Source organism: Pseudomonas urmiensis, from assembly GCF_014268815.2.
Classification (GTDB): domain Bacteria; phylum Pseudomonadota; class Gammaproteobacteria; order Pseudomonadales; family Pseudomonadaceae; genus Aquipseudomonas; species Aquipseudomonas urmiensis.
Window position 1 is genome coordinate 1,442,841 of sequence record NZ_JABWRE020000001.1, and the last position, 16,814, is coordinate 1,459,654.

General features: G+C 69.9%; 3 protein-coding genes. All 3 read right to left on the bottom strand.

Translation table 11 applies throughout. The features are described 5' to 3' along the window. Positions 1–3: 3 nt before the first annotated feature. The 3 genes from HU737_RS06420 to HU737_RS06430 are packed head-to-tail and all read right to left on the bottom strand — an operon-like array spanning position 4 to position 16,812. On the bottom strand, positions 4–4,770 hold the full coding sequence (locus tag HU737_RS06420; protein ID WP_186556092.1) for a non-ribosomal peptide synthetase: 4,767 nt from the start codon (positions 4,768–4,770) through the stop codon (positions 4–6). 4 nt (positions 4,771–4,774) lie between these two features. Then, positions 4,775–7,879, bottom strand: coding sequence for a non-ribosomal peptide synthetase (locus HU737_RS06425; protein ID WP_186556091.1), 3,105 nt, complete (start codon positions 7,877–7,879; stop codon positions 4,775–4,777). Then, positions 7,876–16,812: a non-ribosomal peptide synthetase gene (locus tag HU737_RS06430; RefSeq protein ID WP_186556090.1), complete on the bottom strand. Its 8,937-nt coding sequence runs from the start codon at positions 16,810–16,812 to the stop codon at positions 7,876–7,878. Before HU737_RS06430 ends, HU737_RS06425 begins: the two co-directional genes overlap by 4 nt. Positions 16,813–16,814: the final 2 nt, after the last annotated feature.

Genomic DNA, 16,814 nt, shown 5'->3' on the forward strand with positions numbered 1-16,814 from the left:
GTCTTATCCCTCCATAGAGTCGGTGCTGATGCGGGCGCGGCGACGGCTGCTGCCCAGGCGGGCCAGGCTCTGTTCGCTGCGTGCGCTCACGTGCTGCATGCGTTGTTCCTGAAGCTGCCGGCGCAGCGGTTCGACCACTGTCTGCACGGGTACTTCAGGGGCTGCGATCAGCTGTTCGAGCAGGCTCACGAAGGCTGCGGCAAACGCTTCGGCGCTGTGGGCCTCGAACAGGTCGGTGCTGTATTTCAGGGTGCAGGCCAGGCTGCCCTGGCTTTCTTCCACGCTCAGGTGCAGGTCCAGCTGCGACTGGCCATGCTCGATGCGTTCGGGCGCGATCGTCAGGCCCGGCAGCTCAAGGGCGCCGTCCGGGTGGTTCTGCAGCACCAGCTTGGCCTGGAACAGCGGGTTGCAGGCCAGGCTGCGCGGCGGGTTGAGCACCTCCACCAAGGTGTTGAACGGCAACGCCTGATGGCTGAAGGCTTCCAGCACCTGAGGCCGCAGGCGTTGCAGCAGGGCGTTGAAGCTGGGGTTGCCGCCGACATCGACGCGCAGCGCCAGCTGGTTGATGAAGAAGCCCACCAGGCCCTCGGTCTCGCTGTGCTCGCGGTTGGCCACGTCGGTGCCGATCACCGCCTGGGCGCGTTCGCTGTGCAGGTACAGGTTCAGTTGCAGCACCCCCAAGAGGCCCATGAACAAGGTCGCGCCATGGCCCAGGCACAGCTGTTTCAGTGCCTGGGCCGGGGCCGCGGCGACCTGGAACGACAACCGTGCGCCCTGGCCGCTGAGCACCTGCGGGCGCGGGCGATAGCTGAACAGTTCGAGCGGCGGCAGGGGCTCGCCCAGGGCCTGTTGCCAGTAGCCCAGGTGGGCTTGCTGGGTGCTGGCCAGCTGCTGGCGTTGCCAGGCGGCGTAGTCGCTGTACTGTATCGGCAGTGGCGCCAGGGTCGTCGCGCTGCCGCTCAGGGCCGCGCTGTAGAGTTGGCTGAGCTCGCGCACCAGCACGCCCATCGACCAGCCGTCGGAGACGATGTGGTGCATCACCAGCAACAGCAGGTGCTGGCGCTCGTCCAGGCGGACCAGGTGCAGGCGCAGCAGCGGTGCCTGGCGCAGGTCGATGGGGCGCGTCGCCAGTTCGATCAGCAGGCGCTTGGCGCTGGCCTCGCGTTCGGCCTCGGGCACAGGGCCCAGATCATGCAGCTCGAACGGCAGTTCGAGGGTGTCCTGTACGCGCACATGCAGCGTACCGTCCTGTTCGTGGAAGCTGCTGCGCAACGCTTCGTGGCGCTGGCCGAGGTGCTGGAAGGCCTGGCGCAGGGCGGGCAGGTCGAGCTGGCCGAGCAGCCGCGCGGCACTGGGGATGTGATAGGCCGCGCTGTCCGGCTGCATCGCCTGTACCAGCCACATGCCCTGCTGGGCGTGGGACAGCACCCGGCGGCCATCGGCCGGCAGCGCGGCCACGGTGATCGGTGCCTGGCGGCTGGGCGCGGCGTTGTCCAGCAGCAACGCCAGCTGGGCGATGGTCGGCGCCTCGAACAGGCTGCGCAGGGGCAGTTCCAGGTTCAGCTCCAGGCGAATGCGCGCAACCAGTTGCGCGGCCAGCAGCGAGTGGCCACCAATGGCGAAGAAGTTGTCGTCCATGGCGATCGCCTGCTGCCCCAGCACGTTCTGCCAGAGCGCCAGCAACTGTTGCTCGCGCTCGCTCTGCGGCGCCCGCTGGCTGCTGCCCTGGGCGCTGTAGTCCGGTGCCGGCAGGGCGGCGCGGTTGAGCTTGCCACCGGGGGTCATGGGCATCTGCGCCAGGGTCACGAAGGCGGCGGGCACCATGTAGTCGGGCAACTGCGCGGCCAGATGCTGGCGCAGCTCGGCGGCTTGCGGGGCCTGCTCGTGGTACACCAGGTAAGCCACCAGGCGGCGGTCGCCGGGACGGTCCTCGCGTACCAGCGCCAGGGCCTGGCGCACCTGAGGGTGGCTGCGCAGGCGCGACTCGATCTCGCCCAGTTCGATACGGAAGCCGCGCAGCTTGACCTGCTGGTCGATGCGCCCGAGGTACTCGTAGGTGCCGTCGGCCAGGCGCCGGGCACGGTCGCCGGTGCGGTACATGCGGCTGCCGGGCGGGCCGTAGGGGTCGGGGCAGAAGCGCTCGGCGGTGAGGCCGGGCACGTCGTGGTAGCCGCGGGCGAGCAGCTCGCCGCCGACGCACAGCTCGCCAGGGACGCCCGGCGGGGTGAGGTTGTCGTCGCGGTCCAGCAGGTAGTAGGCGCGCCCGCGCAGCGGCGCACCAATCGGCAGTTGCAGTGGCAGTGGGTCGCGCTGCAGTAGCGCGTTGCAGTCCTGGATGCTGGAGACCACGGTGATTTCCGTGGGGCCGTAGATGTTCAGCAGGCGCACCGCGGCCAGGCCGGCCTTGCGCCAGGCATCCAGGCCGGCGCTGGGCATCGCTTCACCGCCGACGCTGACCAGGCGCAGCTCGCCGTAGGCCGCGTGCGGCTGCCGGGCGAAATCCTGGGCCAGCTGGAACCAGTATGCAGTGGTCAGGCAGGCTGCGACGGTGATCCGGTGGCGGTACAGGCGTGCATGGAACTCGGCGCTGTCCCACAGCTCCGGGCCGCGCACCACCAGGGCCGCGCCGCACACCAACGGCGGGAACAGCTGGTCGACGAAGCCGTCGAAGTTGAAGGTCGAGAACTGCAGCACCCGGTCGTCGGCAGCGACCCCGTAGTAGGCGCGCGCGACTTCGCTGTAGCCGGCCAGGGAGCGGTGGGTGACCGCCACGCCCTTGGGCTTGCCGGTGGAGCCGGACGTGTAGATGACATAGGCCAGTTGTTCGCGCTGCACCGGGCGTGTGCTCGGTACCCCGGCCAGTGCTGGCGCCGTGGCGTCCAGGGCGGTGACGTCCAGGCACGGGCGCTGGTAGGGCGCCATGACCGCCTGGGTCTCTGGGGTGACCAGCACCAGGCGGATATCGGCGTCGTCGATCATGTGCGCCAGGCGCTCGCCGGGGAACTGTGGGTCCAGTGGCACGAAGGTCAGCCCGGCATTGAGCGTGCCGAACACCGCGGCGACGATGTCCAGGCCGCGCGGCAGGCCCAGGCCGATGCGCGCTTCGGCGGGCAGGCCCAGGGCCAGCAGGTGGCGGCTGATCAGCTGGACACGCTGTTGCAGGGTGGCGTAGCTCCAGGTGCTGTCGTCGTGGATCAGCGCGATGCGCTCGGGCTGCTCGGCCGCCTGCGCGGCCAGGCGCAGGTGCACCAGCTCCGGCAGTGGGCCGAGCGCCAGCGAAGCCTGGCAGTCGGCCAGCAGGCGCTGCTGTTGCTCGCCGTCGTACAGCGGCAATAGCGCGATACGAGCCGTGGGCGCCTGCACCAGGCTGTGCAGCAGGGTGGCATAGCTGTGGCCGTGGCCGACCAGGGTGGCGTGTTCGAACAGGTCGGCATTGCCGGTGAAGGTGACTTCCAGGGCGTCGCTGCGCTCGACGACGTTGAGCACCAGGTCGTAATGCGCGGTCAGCTGCTCGCGCTCGATCTCGTCGATCTCCAGGCCGGGCAGTTGCAGGCGGCGCGGGGTCTGGCCGTCGAGCAGGTTGAACATCACCTGGAACAGCGGCGAGTGCTGCAGCTGGCGCTCGGGTTCCAGGGCTTGGACCAGCCGCTCGAAGGGCAATTGCTGGTGGGCCAGGGCCTGGCGGCGGGTCTGCTCGATGCTGTCGAGCAGGGCGTTGAAGGGCTGGCGACCGTCGAGTTGGCAGCGCAGCACCAGGGTGTTGATGAAGCAGCCGATCAGGCCCTCGGTCTCGACCCGGGTACGGTTGGCCACAGGCACGCCGACGCGCAGGTCGGTCTGCCCGCTGAGGCGGTACAGCAGCACGTTAAAGGCGCCCAGCAGCACGCTGAACAAGGTGGTGCCACGGGCCTGGGCCAGCTCGCGCAGGGCCTGGCACAACGGCGCCTCGATGCGCAGCTGGTGACGCGTGCCGCGCCCGCTCGGCTGCCGGGGCCGTGGGTGGTCGGTGGGCAGCTCCAGGGTCGGCTGTTCGCTGCCCAGCTGCTCGCGCCAGTAGGCAAGGTCGGTCGCCAGCGCGCTGTCGCTCAGGCTGGTCTGCTGCCAGACCGCGTAGTCGTGGTACTGGATCGGCAAGCCCGGCAGGTCGCTGTCGCGGCCTTGCAGGGCGGCGCTGTAGAGGGCGGTCAGTTCTTTGACCAGGATGCCCAGCGACCAGCCGTCGGCGACGATGTGCTGGGCACACAGGATCAGCACGTGCTCATCGCTGTCCAGCCGCGCCAGCAGGCCGCGCAGCGGCGCCTGGCGCAGGTCGAAGGGGCGGTTGCTCTCGGCGTCGATCAGTTGTTGCAGGCGCACGGCCCGCTGCTCGGCGGGCAGCGCGCAAAAGTCCACCTGGGCCAGGGGCATCGGCAACTGCGGGTGGACGGTCTGGCGGGCCTGGCCGTCGACTTCGTCGAAGGTGCTGCGCAGGATCGCGTGGCGCTCGATCAGCTGGTCGAAGCTGCGTTGCAGCGCCGCGCTGTCCAGGTGACCGCGCAGGTGCAGGGCCGCCGGCATGTTGTAGGCACTGCTGGACGGCTCCAGGCGATGCAGGAACCACAGGCGCTGCTGCGCCCACGACAGTGGGTGCGGGCCAGGTTCGCTGGCCGCGACGATTGGCAGGCGGCTGAGGGCGAAGCCCTGGGCGGCCAGGGCCGCGGCGAAGGCCTGGCGTTTTTCCGGGGCGAGCCTGGCGATACGCTCGGCCAGTTGCTGGGGGTCGAGTTGCATGGCATCAGCTCCTTGGCGCAGCGGCGGATTGGGCGCGGGCCTGCAGGGCGGCGCGTTCCTCGGGCGACATCGCCGCCAGCATGCGACGCAGCTCGGCGATCTTCAGCAGCTTGCCTGGCTGGCTTTCCTGGGCGCGCAGGGCATCTGCCAGCGCCGCCACGCTGGGGTGGTCGAACACCAGCGCCGGGGCCACTTCCAGTTGCAGCAGGCTGCGCAGGCGGGTGCACAGCTTGATGACGATCAGCGAATGGCCGCCGAGGTCGAACAGGCTGTCGTCGATGCTCAGGGCCGCCCGTTCGAGCAGCTCCTTGTAGAGGTCGACGAGCAACGCATCGAGGGCGTCGCGCGGTGGCAGCTCGACCCGCTCGCTGGCCTGGCTGTCGGCGCTCGGCAGCGCGCCGAAGTCGACCTTGCCGTTGGCCAGGCGTGGCAGCTCGGCCAGGCACAGCAGTTGCGCCGGCACCAGGAAGTCGGGCAGCCGAGTGCGCAGTTCGCCGAGCAACGCGGCGCTGTCGCGCTGGCTGACGGCATAGGCCAGCAGCCTGGCGTTGTGGAACTGCACCACGGCCTGGCTGACCCCTTCGAGGGCGGCCAGGGCCGCTTCCAGTTCGCCGGGCTCGACGCGGAAACCGCGGATCTTGATCTGCTTGTCGCTGCGCCCGGCCAGTTGCAGCTGGCCACTGGCCGACAGGCGCGCCAGGTCGCCACTGCGGTACAGGCGCTGGCCGGGTTGCAGCGGGTCGTCGATGAAGGCATCGGAGCTGCGGTTCAGGTAGCCACGGCAGACCTGGGCGCCGCCGATGTACAGCTCGCCCAGGGCGCCGAGCGGGGCCGGTTGCAGGCCGGCCGGCGTGGCTTCGAGCAGGCGCACCCAGGTGTTGGCCAGGGCGTGTTCGAGGCCAAGCGGGGCGCGTGGGCTGTAGCCCTGGTCGAGGCTGTACAGCACGCCCACGGTGGTTTCGGTGGGGCCGTAGTGGTTGTGCACGCGGCTGCCCGGCGCCAGCTGTTCGATGCGCTGGCGCAGGCTGCCGGGGCAGGCCTCGCCGCCGAGGATCAGCACCTGGGGCAGGCTGCAGGCCTGCTGGCCTTCGAGCAGCGCCGCCAGGTGCGAAGGCACGATCTTCAGGCAGTCGACTTGCCCGGCTTCGAGATAGCGGGCGAAGGCGGCGGCATCGCGGCTGGCCTGGTCGTCGGCCAGCACCAGGCAACCACCCGTCCACAGCGCGGCGTAGAGGGTGGTGTTGCCAAGGTCGGCGGCCACCGAGGAAATCAGGGCGAAACGCCGGCACTGCGCCAGGCTGAGCGCTTCGCTGACCGCGGCAGTGTAGTTGAGCAGTTGGCCGTGCTCGATGAGCACGCCCTTGGGCTCGCCGCTGGTGCCGGAGGTGTACAGCAGGTAGGCGGCATCGGCCAGGCTGATGTCAGGGTCGGCCGGTGCGGCGGCGGGGGCTTGGAGCAGCTCGGCCAGGGCGTTGCCCTGCGGGCCGCCGATCAACAGCTGCGGCTGGGCGTCGGCGAGGATCCGCTCGACGCGCGCCTGTGGCCAGGCCGGGTCCAGTGGTACGTAGGCGGCGCCGGCGCGCAGCACGGCGAGCAGGCCGAGCAGCAGCTCGGCCGAGCGTGGCAGCAGCAGCGCGACGTTGGCGCCGCGACCGATGCCGCGCGCCTGCAGCACCCCGGCAAGGTGCTCGACCTGCGCATGCAGCTGGGCATAGCTCAAGGTCTGCCCCGCGGCCATCAGCGCCGGGGCGTCGGGGCTGTGCTGCGCCCAGTGGGCCAGGCGCTCGATCAGCGGGCGGCTGCCGAAGTCGCGCTGTGGGCCGCGCAGGCTTTGCTGCAGGCGCTGATGCGCCGCCGGGCTCAGTGGCAGTTCGCCGATGGCGCGCTGGCGTGGCTGTTCGACCAGTGCTTCGAGTAGCTGTGCATACTGCTCCAGCAGGCAGCGCAGGTCGGCCTCGGGGTACTGCGCGGTGGGTGACTGCAGGCTCAGTGGCTGCAGCTGGCCCTGGGCGTCGAGGGTTACCTGCAGCGCCAGTTCGAAGCCCGAATCGGCGCCGGGCAGGGTATCGACCGACCAGCGCAGGCCGCCGCTGGCGAACGCCGCGCTGTGGCGCACCAGGTTGAAACCGACGGTGCGCTGCAGCGTCAGCGTGGTGTCGGCGACGTTCCAGTACTCCTGTTGCTGGGCATGGCTTTCGAGCTGTTCGGCCAGGCGTTGCAGCCAGGCGCTGAAGGGTTGGTCGAGCGCAGGTGCCAGGGCCAGGGGCAGGATCTTCTCGTAGACGCCGATGCCGTTGGCCAGGGTCTCATAGTCGAAGCGGCAGTCCTGTTGCCAGCCGGCGATGAACTCGGCGTTGCCGCCGATGCGCGCCAGCAGCGCCCACCAGGCTGCCTGCAGCACGGTATCCAGTGCTTGCCCGGCGCTTTCGGCCAGTTGTTGCAACTGTGCCTGCAGCGTTTCGGGCAGGGCCTGTTGCACGGCGTTGCCAGGGGCCTGCGGCGAGGCCTCGGCGAGGCTGCCCAGGCGTACCGGGGCCAGGTGTTCCAGGCGCAGGCCGGCCCAGTAGGCACGCCCGGCGGGGGCTTCCTCATCGGCGTCCAGGTCGTTGCGCCACTCGACGTACTGGCTGTACTGGAAGGCTTCCTCCAGTGGCGCATCGGGCTGGGCATACAGCGCGGCCAGCTCGCCGAGCAGGTTCTGCAGGCTCAGCCGGTCGCTGGCGCAGGTGGCGACGTACAGGTCCAGCCGCCACTGTTCGGGGCCCTGCTGGCGCAGGACAGCGCGCACCAGGGCACCCTGGTCGATGGCCAGCGGCTGGGCGGCCAGGGCCTGGGCCTCGGCGTGCTGCCCGGCGTCCAGCAGGTGCCAGTCGAGGGTGCTGGCGACCACGCTCTGGCGCAGGCTGCGGTAGAGGGTCGATGGGCGCAGCGCCACGCGCAGGCTGGTGTGGCGCTCGATCACCTGCAGCAAGGCTTCGTGCAGGCGGCCCGGCTGCAGGGGCCCGGCAAGGTTGACGCCCAGCTGCAGGGGCGCGCGACCGTGCTGCACGGCCAGGGCCTGTTCGGCGCTGAGGGGTAGGTCGTGGCTCAAATCCAGGGTGTGGTTCATTGCGCGGTCTGATCCTGCAGTTCCATTGCGGTGTGTCGGGCGGCCAGCTGGGCCGGTTCATGCATGTCGCCCATGGCGACGGCGATCTTGCGCGGGCCTTCGTACGGGTCGCGGGCGTGGGCGGCGATCAGGTTGTCGAGCATCACCACGTCGCCGCGCTGCCAGTCGAAACGCACCGCGCAGGCTTCGTACAGGCGACCGATCAGGGCCATGCTGGCGTCGTCGATCGGGCTGCCGTCACCGAAGTACACCTGGCGCGGCATACGCTCCTGGCCGACCATGTTGAGCAGGTCTTCGCGTACCTGGGGCTCCAGGCACAAGGTGTGGTGCAGCTGCAACTGGTTGAAGAAGCTGCGCTCGCCGCTCAGCGGGTGGCGGATCACCGCCGGGCAACGGGTACGGGTTTGCAGTTCGTCGTTGGCCAGCCAGCGGAACTCGGTGTTGCTGGCCCGGCACAGGTCCTCGACCTGCTCGCGGCTGTCGGTCTTGAAGAACTCCCGCCAATTGACGTCCAGGCGCTCGGTGAAGGTGCGCACGTACAGCAGGCCCTTGCGTTCGAAGGCTTCGGCCAGCTCCGGCGGCAGTTGCCGGTACAGCTCGCGGCAGTCGACGATCGGCGTGGCGCCGCCGACCGGCGACGGTTGCTCACAGTAGAACCACTGCTTGCGCGGCGAGCGGGGCAGGTGCGAGCTCTCGTTGTGGAACAGGATCATTTCCCGCTCCGGGTAAGGCGTGGAGCGGTAGATGTTGCGCCCACCTTCCTTCTTCGGCAGGTCGCCGTAGCCGCCGAACAGGCCGGGGTGAATGGCTTCGGCGAAGGCTTCGAAGGCTTTCGGGTCGTCCAGGGCGAAACCGCGGAACAGCAGGCCACCGTGTTGGCACAGCAGGGTGTCGATCAGGTCGCGGGAGCTCTGCGCCCAACCCACCGGGTCCAGGTCCGGGGCCACGGGCTCGATCAGCAGCGGGAACTCGCGGCCGGGTTGCAGCGCCGAGGTGCGGATCAGTGGCCGGGGCGCGGCGGCGCGGGCCGGGAGTTTCTTCAGTTTGTCGAGCTTGCTGGACGATGGGGCTGGTTTTGCCAAGGCCGGTGTCTCCACGGTGGGCAGCGTGACGGTGAAATGGGCAAGGGCGGCGTGGGGCTGGTCGACCACCTGTTGCAGCAGGTTCAGCCAGGCGTCGATCAGTGCGTCGATGCGCTCGCCCTTGAACAGGGCGCGGGCGTAAACCCAGTCGCCGCGCATGACCTCGCCGTGGCGCTCGAGGAACAGCGCCATGTCGAACTTGCTGGTGCGTTCGGCGGCAGGCCGCATGCGCACCTCGAGCCCTGGGATCGAGAAGTCGCCCTCGGGGGTGTTCTGCAGCACGAACAGCGCCTGCACCAGTGGGTTGCGGCTACGCTCGCGCGGGACCTGCAGCGCCTCGACGATGCGGTCGAACGGCAGCGCCTGGTGCTCCAGGGCCTGCAGGCAGGTGTCGCGGGTGCGGCCGAGGAACGCGCGCAGGCTTTCGCCGGCCAGCCGGCGCGAGCGCAGCGGCAGGACATTGACGAAGAAGCCGATCAGGCCTTCGAGGTTGGCCTCCTCGCGGCCGGCGACGTCGGTGCCCAGCAGCAGGTCGTCGGCACCGGTGACCGCGTGCAGCAGCAGCTCGAAGCTGGCCAGCAGGAGCATGTACAGGCTCACCCCTTCGGCCAGGGCCAGGGCTTCCAGGCGGGCCAGCAGTGGCGCGGGAATTTCCAGCGCCCTGGCGGCGCCGCGGGCGTCGGCCTGGGCCGGGCGCGGCCAGTCGCTGGGCAGGGCCAGCACCTGGGGCGCGTCGTGCAACTGGCCCTGCCAGAAGTCGACCTCGCGCTCCAGTGCGGCGCCTTGCAGGCATTGGCGCTGCCAGGCCGCGTAGTCGGCGTACTGCACCGGCAGCGCCGGCAACGGTGCCTGGCGCCCCTCGCGCAGGTTGGCATACAGCTGGCTGAACTCGTTGACCAGCACGCCCACCGACCAGCCGTCGGCGACCATGTGGTGCAGGGCCAGCAACAGCAGATGCTGTTGCTCACCGAGCTTGAGCACCCGGGCCCTGATCAGCGGGGCCTGGCGCAGGTCGAATGGCAGGCGCAGGTTGTCCAGGCTTTCCTGTTCGGCCACCTGCTGGCGCTGGGCGTCGTCCAGCGCGCTGAGATCGCGCAGGGTGACGTCCAGTTCCAGCTGTTCGGCGATCAGGGTGATCGGCTCGCCGTCGATGTCCTGGTAGCTGCTGCGCAGCACTTCGTGGCGCGCCAGCAGGGCATTGAAGGTGGCGCGCAGCGCGGGCATTTCCAGCGGCCCGTCCAGGGTCAGGCTGGCGGCCATGTTGTAGGCCGCCGACGGGCCGTGCAGGCGATCGACCATCCACAGCCGTTGCTGGCTGAGCGACAGCGGCATGTGCGCCTGGCGCGCTACCGGCAGCAGTTGCGGGCCCGCCGTGGCCTGGGCCGGCTCGGCGGCCAGGGCATCCAGGCGGGCGGCCAGTTGCCACAGCAGCGGTGCCTCGAACACGCTGCGCAGCGGCAGCTCCAGGGCGCAGCGCTGGCGAACCCGGGCGATCAGCCGGGTGGCCAGCAGCGAGTGGCCGCCGGCCTCGAAGAAGTGGCTGTTGCGCCCCAGTGGCTGGGCGGGCAGCAGCGTCGCCCACAGCTCGCCCAGCAATCGCTCGTTTTCGCTGGCCAGGGGTTCGACCTCGGCCTGTTGCAGCGACGGTGGCGGCAGGGCCTTGCGATCGACCTTGCCGTTGGCGTTGGTCGGCCAGGTGTCCATGGCGACCCACAGCGACGGCACCATGTACGCCGGCAGGCTGTCGCGCACGTGCTGGGCCAGCAGGTTGTCATCGAGCTGATGGCCGCTGCGTCCCTGCCAGTAGCCAACCAGCATGTCGCTGCCGCCCAGGTGTTGCAGGCTGACCATGGCGCGCAGCACATCCGGGTGGCGCTCCAGGTGCGCCTCGATCTCGCCGGGCTCGATACGGAAGCCCCGCAGCTTGAGCTGGAAGTCCTTGCGGCCCAGGTACTGCAGGACGCCGTCGGCGTCCCAGCGGGCCAGGTCGCCGCTCAGGTACAGGCGGCTGCCCGGCGCGCCGAACGGGTTGGGGATGAAGCTGGCGGCAGTACGTGCCGGGTCGGCCAGGTAGCCGCGGCTGACACCGATACCGCCGATGGCCAGTTCGCCGACCACGCCGTCGGCCACCGGTTGCAGGTCGTGGCCCAGCACGTACAGCTCGCTGTTGGCGGTGGGCCGGCCGATGGCCACGTTGGCGCCTTGGCCAGGGGCCTGGTACAGCGGCTGGAAGGCTACGTCATCGGAGCATTCGGCCGGGCCGTAGGCGTTCATCAACGGGATCTGCGGGTAATGACGGAACCATTCCTGAGCGGTGGCGACCGGCAGCGCCTCGCCGGTGGGCAGTACCCAGCGCAGGTGCGGCAGTGGCAGCGGCTGGCCATCGAGGCTTTCGAGCATCGCCTGCAGCAGCGCCGGCACCGGTTCGAGCAGGCTGACCCGGCGCTCGCGCACCAGCTGCAGCAGCGCCTGCGGGTCGCGGACCAGATGATCGCCGATGATCTCCACGCAGGCGCCGAACAGCGGTGCGGTGAGGGTCTGCCAGACCGAGATGTCGAAACAGGCCGGGGCGGTCTGGGCGATCACGTCGTCGGCGTTCAGGCCCAGGGGCCGCAGCTTGGCCAGCATGTTGTTGAGCATGCCGGCGCGAGGCACCATCACGCCTTTGGGTTGACCGGTGGAGCCGGAGGTGAACAGCACGTAGGCCAGCTGGTCGGCGCGCGCCGGCTCGCTCGGCAGCATGCCGGTGGCGCTCATCTCCAGCAGGTCGGCAGGCAGTGCGCGGTGGCCCTGGTAGACCGAGGCCAGGGGTTCGGCGTAGGCCTGGCTGCAGACCACCAGTGGCGCTTCCAGGCGCGCCAGTACCTGTTGCCAGCGTGCCGGCGGCTGCGAGGGCTCCAGCGGCAGCCAGGCGCAGCCGGCACGCAGGGTCGCGACCATCAGGCAGAACCATTCGATGCCGCGCTCGGCCAGCAGTGCCACCGGCTGGTCGGGCCGCGCGCCGAGGGCCTGCAGGCCGCGGGCCAGGCGTTCGGAGTGCTGCCACAGTTGCGCGTAGGTCAGCGACTGCTCGGCACAGCGGGCGACAATGCGCTCGGGGTGGGCCGCGACCTGGGCGGCCACCCGCGCTTCCCAGCTGTGTTCGAGGCTGTAGTCGGCCGGGTTGAGCCCCCAGTCCAGCAGGCGTCGATGCTGTGCCGGGCTGAGCGTGGTGAGCTGCTCGAGGCGGGTGTCCGGCGGGCAGTCCAGCGCCTGCAGCAGGTTCAGCAGGTCATCGCCCAGGCGCTCCAGCGCGACGGCGGGCAGGCGCTGGGCGTCGGCGCTGAACAGCACTTCCAGGCAACGGCCTGGCAGCACTTCGACGGTCAGGCCGTAGCTGGTCTGCTCAAGGTTGTCGAGGACCTTGAAGGTCAGTTCGCCAGCCTGCAACTGCCGTTCGCTGAGCGCCGGCAGGTTCTGGAACACCAGCAGGGTATCGAACAGACCGGCACCGCGAGGGTGCTGCTGGAGGATCTGCGCCAGTGGCGTCTGCTCGTGCTCACGCATGGCCACGCTGACCGCCTGCACCTGTTGCAGGTAGTCGCACAGGGCCATGTCGGGGGCCGTGCGCAGGCGCAGCGGCAGGGTATTGATGAACACCCCGAGCATTTGCCCGGCATCGGCCAGTGCGTCCGGGCGGCCGCTGCTGGTGACGCCGAACATGACCTCGGTGTGGTTGTTGCCGCGGGCCAGTAGCAGGCCCCAGGCGGCTTGCATCAAGGTGTTGAGGGTGACCCGGCAGGCCTTGCCAAGGTCATTCAGGCGGCGGCTGTGGGCCTCGCTCAGGCGCAGGCTGTGGCTGTGGTAGCGCGGGGTGACGGGCTCGGCCGGGTTCAGGGCCGGCAGGCTGCCGACGCCCTCGAAGTTCGCCAGGTGCTGCTGCCAGTACTGCAGGCTGTGCTCGGCCGGTTGCGCCGCGAGCCAGGCGATATAGTCGCGGTAGGGCGGGCGGGATGGCACGGCGAGGCCGTTGTAGCGGGCCAGGATTTCCTCCATCAGCATCACCGAGCTCCAGCCGTCGGCAATCAGGTGGTGGCGGCTCCAGATCAGCCAGCTGTGCTGCGCGTCGAGGTAGATCAGCGCCACCCGCTGCAGCGGTGGGCGCTGTGGGTCGAAGCCTTGTGCGCGGTCGGCCTGGCAGTAAGCGTCCAGGGCCTGCTGGCGCTGCGTCGCGTCGAGGGCGCTCCAGTCCAGGCGTTGCACCGGCAGGGTCAGTTCACTGCACACGCCTTGCATCGGTTCGTCCAGCCCTTGCCACAGAATCGCCGTGCGCATCAGCGGGTGCGCGGCGAAGGTGGCGTGCCAGGCGGCCAGGTAGCGCTCGGCGTCCAGTGGGCCTTGCAGCTCGGCCTGCAGCTGGTTCACGTACACCCCGCTGGCGCCTTCGAGCAGGCTGTGGAACAGCAGGCCTTTCTGCAACGGCGAGAGCGGGTAGGCGTCTTCCAGGGCTGTGCCGACCAGCGGTTGCAAGGCTTGGCGCTGGTCGGCGCCGAGCGACACCGAGACGCTGGCTGGTGTTGCCGGCGCTGGCGTGACGGGGGCGGGCTGTGTCGGCTGGCGCTGGCTGACCAGCAGGGCCAGGGCGTCGATGCGCGGGTGGGCGAACAGTTCCTTCGGGCTGAATTTCACGCCCAGCTTGCGGGCCTTGGCGATCACCTGCAGGGCGATGATGGAGTCGCCGCCAACGCCGAAGAAGTCATCCTCGCGGCCGATGTCCGGGCGCTCCAGCACCTCGCGCCAGACCGCCAGCAATTGCGCCTCCAGGGCCTTGAGCGGCGAGTCCAGGGTGGCCGCGAGGCGGGCGATGGTGGGGTGGGCGAAGAAATGCTTGGGGGTGAACTTGAGCTGGGCCTTGCGTGCCTTGGCAATCAGTTGCAGCGCCATGATCGAGTCGCCGCCCTGGGCGAAGAAATCGTCATGGATCGACAGTGTCGGCTTGTCCAGAATTTCGCGCCACAGTGTCAGCAACACTGCTTCGACCGGGTCGCGTGGGGCGTCTTGCTGCTGCGCGGCGGGTTGGCCCGGGGTCGGCAGTGGCAGGTTGTGGCGGTCGACCTTGCCGTTGCCCAGGCGGGGCAGGCGGTCGAGCTCCAGGTACAGGCTGGGCACCAGCGGCTCGGGCAGTTGTTCGGCCAGTTGCCGGCGCAGTCGATCATGGTCCAGCCCGGGCTCGGCCACCAGGTAGGCGATCAGCCGTGGTGCTTCGCCTTCGTTGAGGGCACGGGCGAGCACCGCCGCTTCGCGCACCCCGGCACAGGCGCGCAGGCAGGCCTCGACCTCGCCGGGTTCGACACGGAAACCGCGGATCTTGACCTGGTCGTCCATCCGGCCGAGGAATTCGATGGCGCCGCTGGCCAGCATGCGCACGCGATCGCCGGTGCGGTAGAGGCGCTGGCCCAAGCCTGAGAACGGGTCGGGAATGAACTGGCGGGCCGTCAGGCCCGGTTGGCCCAGGTAGCCGTCGGCCACCCCGGCGCCGCCGATGTACAGCTCGCCGCTGCTGCCCAGCGGCAGCAGCGTGAGGTGCTGGTCGAGCACCTGGGCCTGGACGTTGTCCAGCGGCTGGCCGACCGGGGCGAACCCGGACAGGCTCGGGGCGTCGTCCTGCACGGCGTGGGTCAGGCAGCCGACCGTGCTTTCCGTGGGACCGTAGTGGTTGACGATCCGGCAGCCCGGGGCCAGGGCCTGGATGCGCCTGATCAGGGCCAGGTCCAGGCCTTCGCCGCCGAGTACCAGGCACTGGTGGGGCAGCAGGCGTTGCGGTTCGGCCACGGCGAGCAGGGCACCGAGGTGCGAGGGCACGATCTTCAGGCAGTCGACCGGGTTGCTCGCCAGGAACTGGGCCAGTTCCTCCGGGGCGCTGGCCAGCTCGTCGCTGATCAACTGCAGGGTGCGGCCGCTGAGCAGTGCGCCGAACCAGGCGGTGTAGCCCAGGTCGGCGGCGACGCTGGCCAGCGCGGTCAGGCTGGCGTCAGGGCTCAGGGCCAATGGCTTGAGCACGGCCTCGGCGTAGTGGATCAAGTTGCCCTGGGTCACCCGCACCGCCTTGGGCGTGCCGGTGGAGCCGGAGGTGTAGATCAGGTAGGCCAGTTGCAGCGGGTGCGCATCAGCGCTTGCGACGCTGGCGTTGCGGGCCAGGCCGTGCAGCGTGTGGGTGGGGTCGATCAGCACGCTGGCGGCGCTGTCTTCGAGCAATTGCCGCTGCCGTGCGGTGGGCAGGGTTGGGTCCAGGCACAGGTAGGCCGCGCCGAGTTTCCAGCTGGCCAGCATGGCGGTGATCAGTGCGCGGCTGCGGGGCAGGGTGATGGCGATGATCTGACCGGCGCCGGCGCCCGCTTCACGCAAGCGCTCGGCCAGCGCGCTGGCGGCCTGGTCCAGTTCAGCGTAGCTCAGGCTGCCGTCGGCATCGCGCAGGGCGGTGCGCTGGCCGTGGTTGCGGACCTGGTGATCGAAGGCGGCCGTGGCAGTGGCGAAGGCCTGCGGTTGGCAGGCACCGGCGCGACGCGCGCTGTTGGCCGGTGGCGCTGCGGGCAACTGGTGAACGGGGGCGTCCAGGTGCGCCAGGGCGTTGCCGGCGAACCAGGCGAAGTCTTCAGCCAGGCGGGCGATACGTTCGGCATCGAACAGGTCACTGCGATAGCGCCACTGCGCCAGCAATTGTACGCCGTCGTCCTGCCAGCGCAGGTTCAGTTCATTGGCGGCGCCACGCTGGGTGAACAGGTGCTCGCGTACGCTGTAGTCGGCGAAGGCATCGTCACGCCGGCTTGGCATGTAGGTCATCATGCAGTGGAACAGGGGGCCGCTGGCGACCTCCTGTTGCAGGAGCGCCGCCGGGTAGCGGCGATGGCGCAGGGCTTCGCGCAGTTGCTGGGCGGTGTCGCGCAGGCAGTCGGCCAGGCTCGGGGCATGGCCGAAACGGGCGCGCAGCGGCAGGCTGTTGAGGGTGAAACCGATCAGTTCCTTGTAGCGGGCCTTGTGGCGGTCCATGGTCGGCGTGCCGATCAGGAAATCGTCCTGGCCGGTGTAGCGGTGCATGAATACCTGGAACAGGGTCGCCAGCACCACGTACAGGCTGACGCCATGCGCCTCGGCCAACTGGCGCAGCTGGTCGCTGCGGGCCTGGTCCAGCAGTAATTCGACTTCGCCGCCTGCAAAGCCGGGCGTGCGTGGGCGAGGGCGGTCGGCGGCCAGGGTCAGCGCCGTCGGGTTGCCCGTGAGCTGCTCGCGCCAGTAGGCGGCGGCCGCGCCGAGCTTGTGCTCGGCCTGCAGTTCGCGTTGCTCGTCCAGCCAGTCGAAGTACAGCCCGGCCTGGGGCAGCACCAGCGGCTCGCCGGTGAGTTCGGCATGGTAGGCGGCGAAGGTCAGCTTGAGCATCCATTCGACGCTGAGGAAGTCGCCGCTGATATGGTGGGCGGCCATGCACAGGTACAGACGCCCCTGGCACTGCAGCAGGCGCAGTCGGCAGATGTCCGCCGCGGCCAGGTCGAACGGCTGGTCGGCGTGTTGTTCGATCCAGTCGGCGACGCCTTTGCTGTCCAGGCTATCGTTGTGCTCGACGCTGGCGTTCACCCGGACCTGCCCGGGGTGGTACATGAACACAACGCCGTTCTGCTCGCGGTAGCCGCAGTGCAGGGTTTCACAGTGCTCGACCACCCGTGCGAACGCCCGGCACAGGGTGGCGGGGTCGAGGTCGGCGCGCAGTTCGCGGGCGGCGACCATGTTGTATGCCGGGCTGGTTGGGTTGAGCTGGTGGTACTGCCACAGCGCCTGCTGGCCGGTGCTGGCGGCGTGCTGCGAATGGGAGGTCGTCATCC

Coding starts and splice junctions, on each gene's coding strand:
- HU737_RS06420 (WP_186556092.1), bottom strand. CDS start 4,770: ATGCAACTCGACCCCCAGCAACTGGCCGAGCGTATCGCCAGGCTCGCC.
- HU737_RS06430 (WP_186556090.1), bottom strand. CDS start 16,812: ATGACGACCTCCCATTCGCAGCACGCCGCCAGCACCGGCCAGCAGGCG.
- HU737_RS06425 (WP_186556091.1), bottom strand. CDS start 7,879: ATGAACCACACCCTGGATTTGAGCCACGACCTACCCCTCAGCGCCGAA.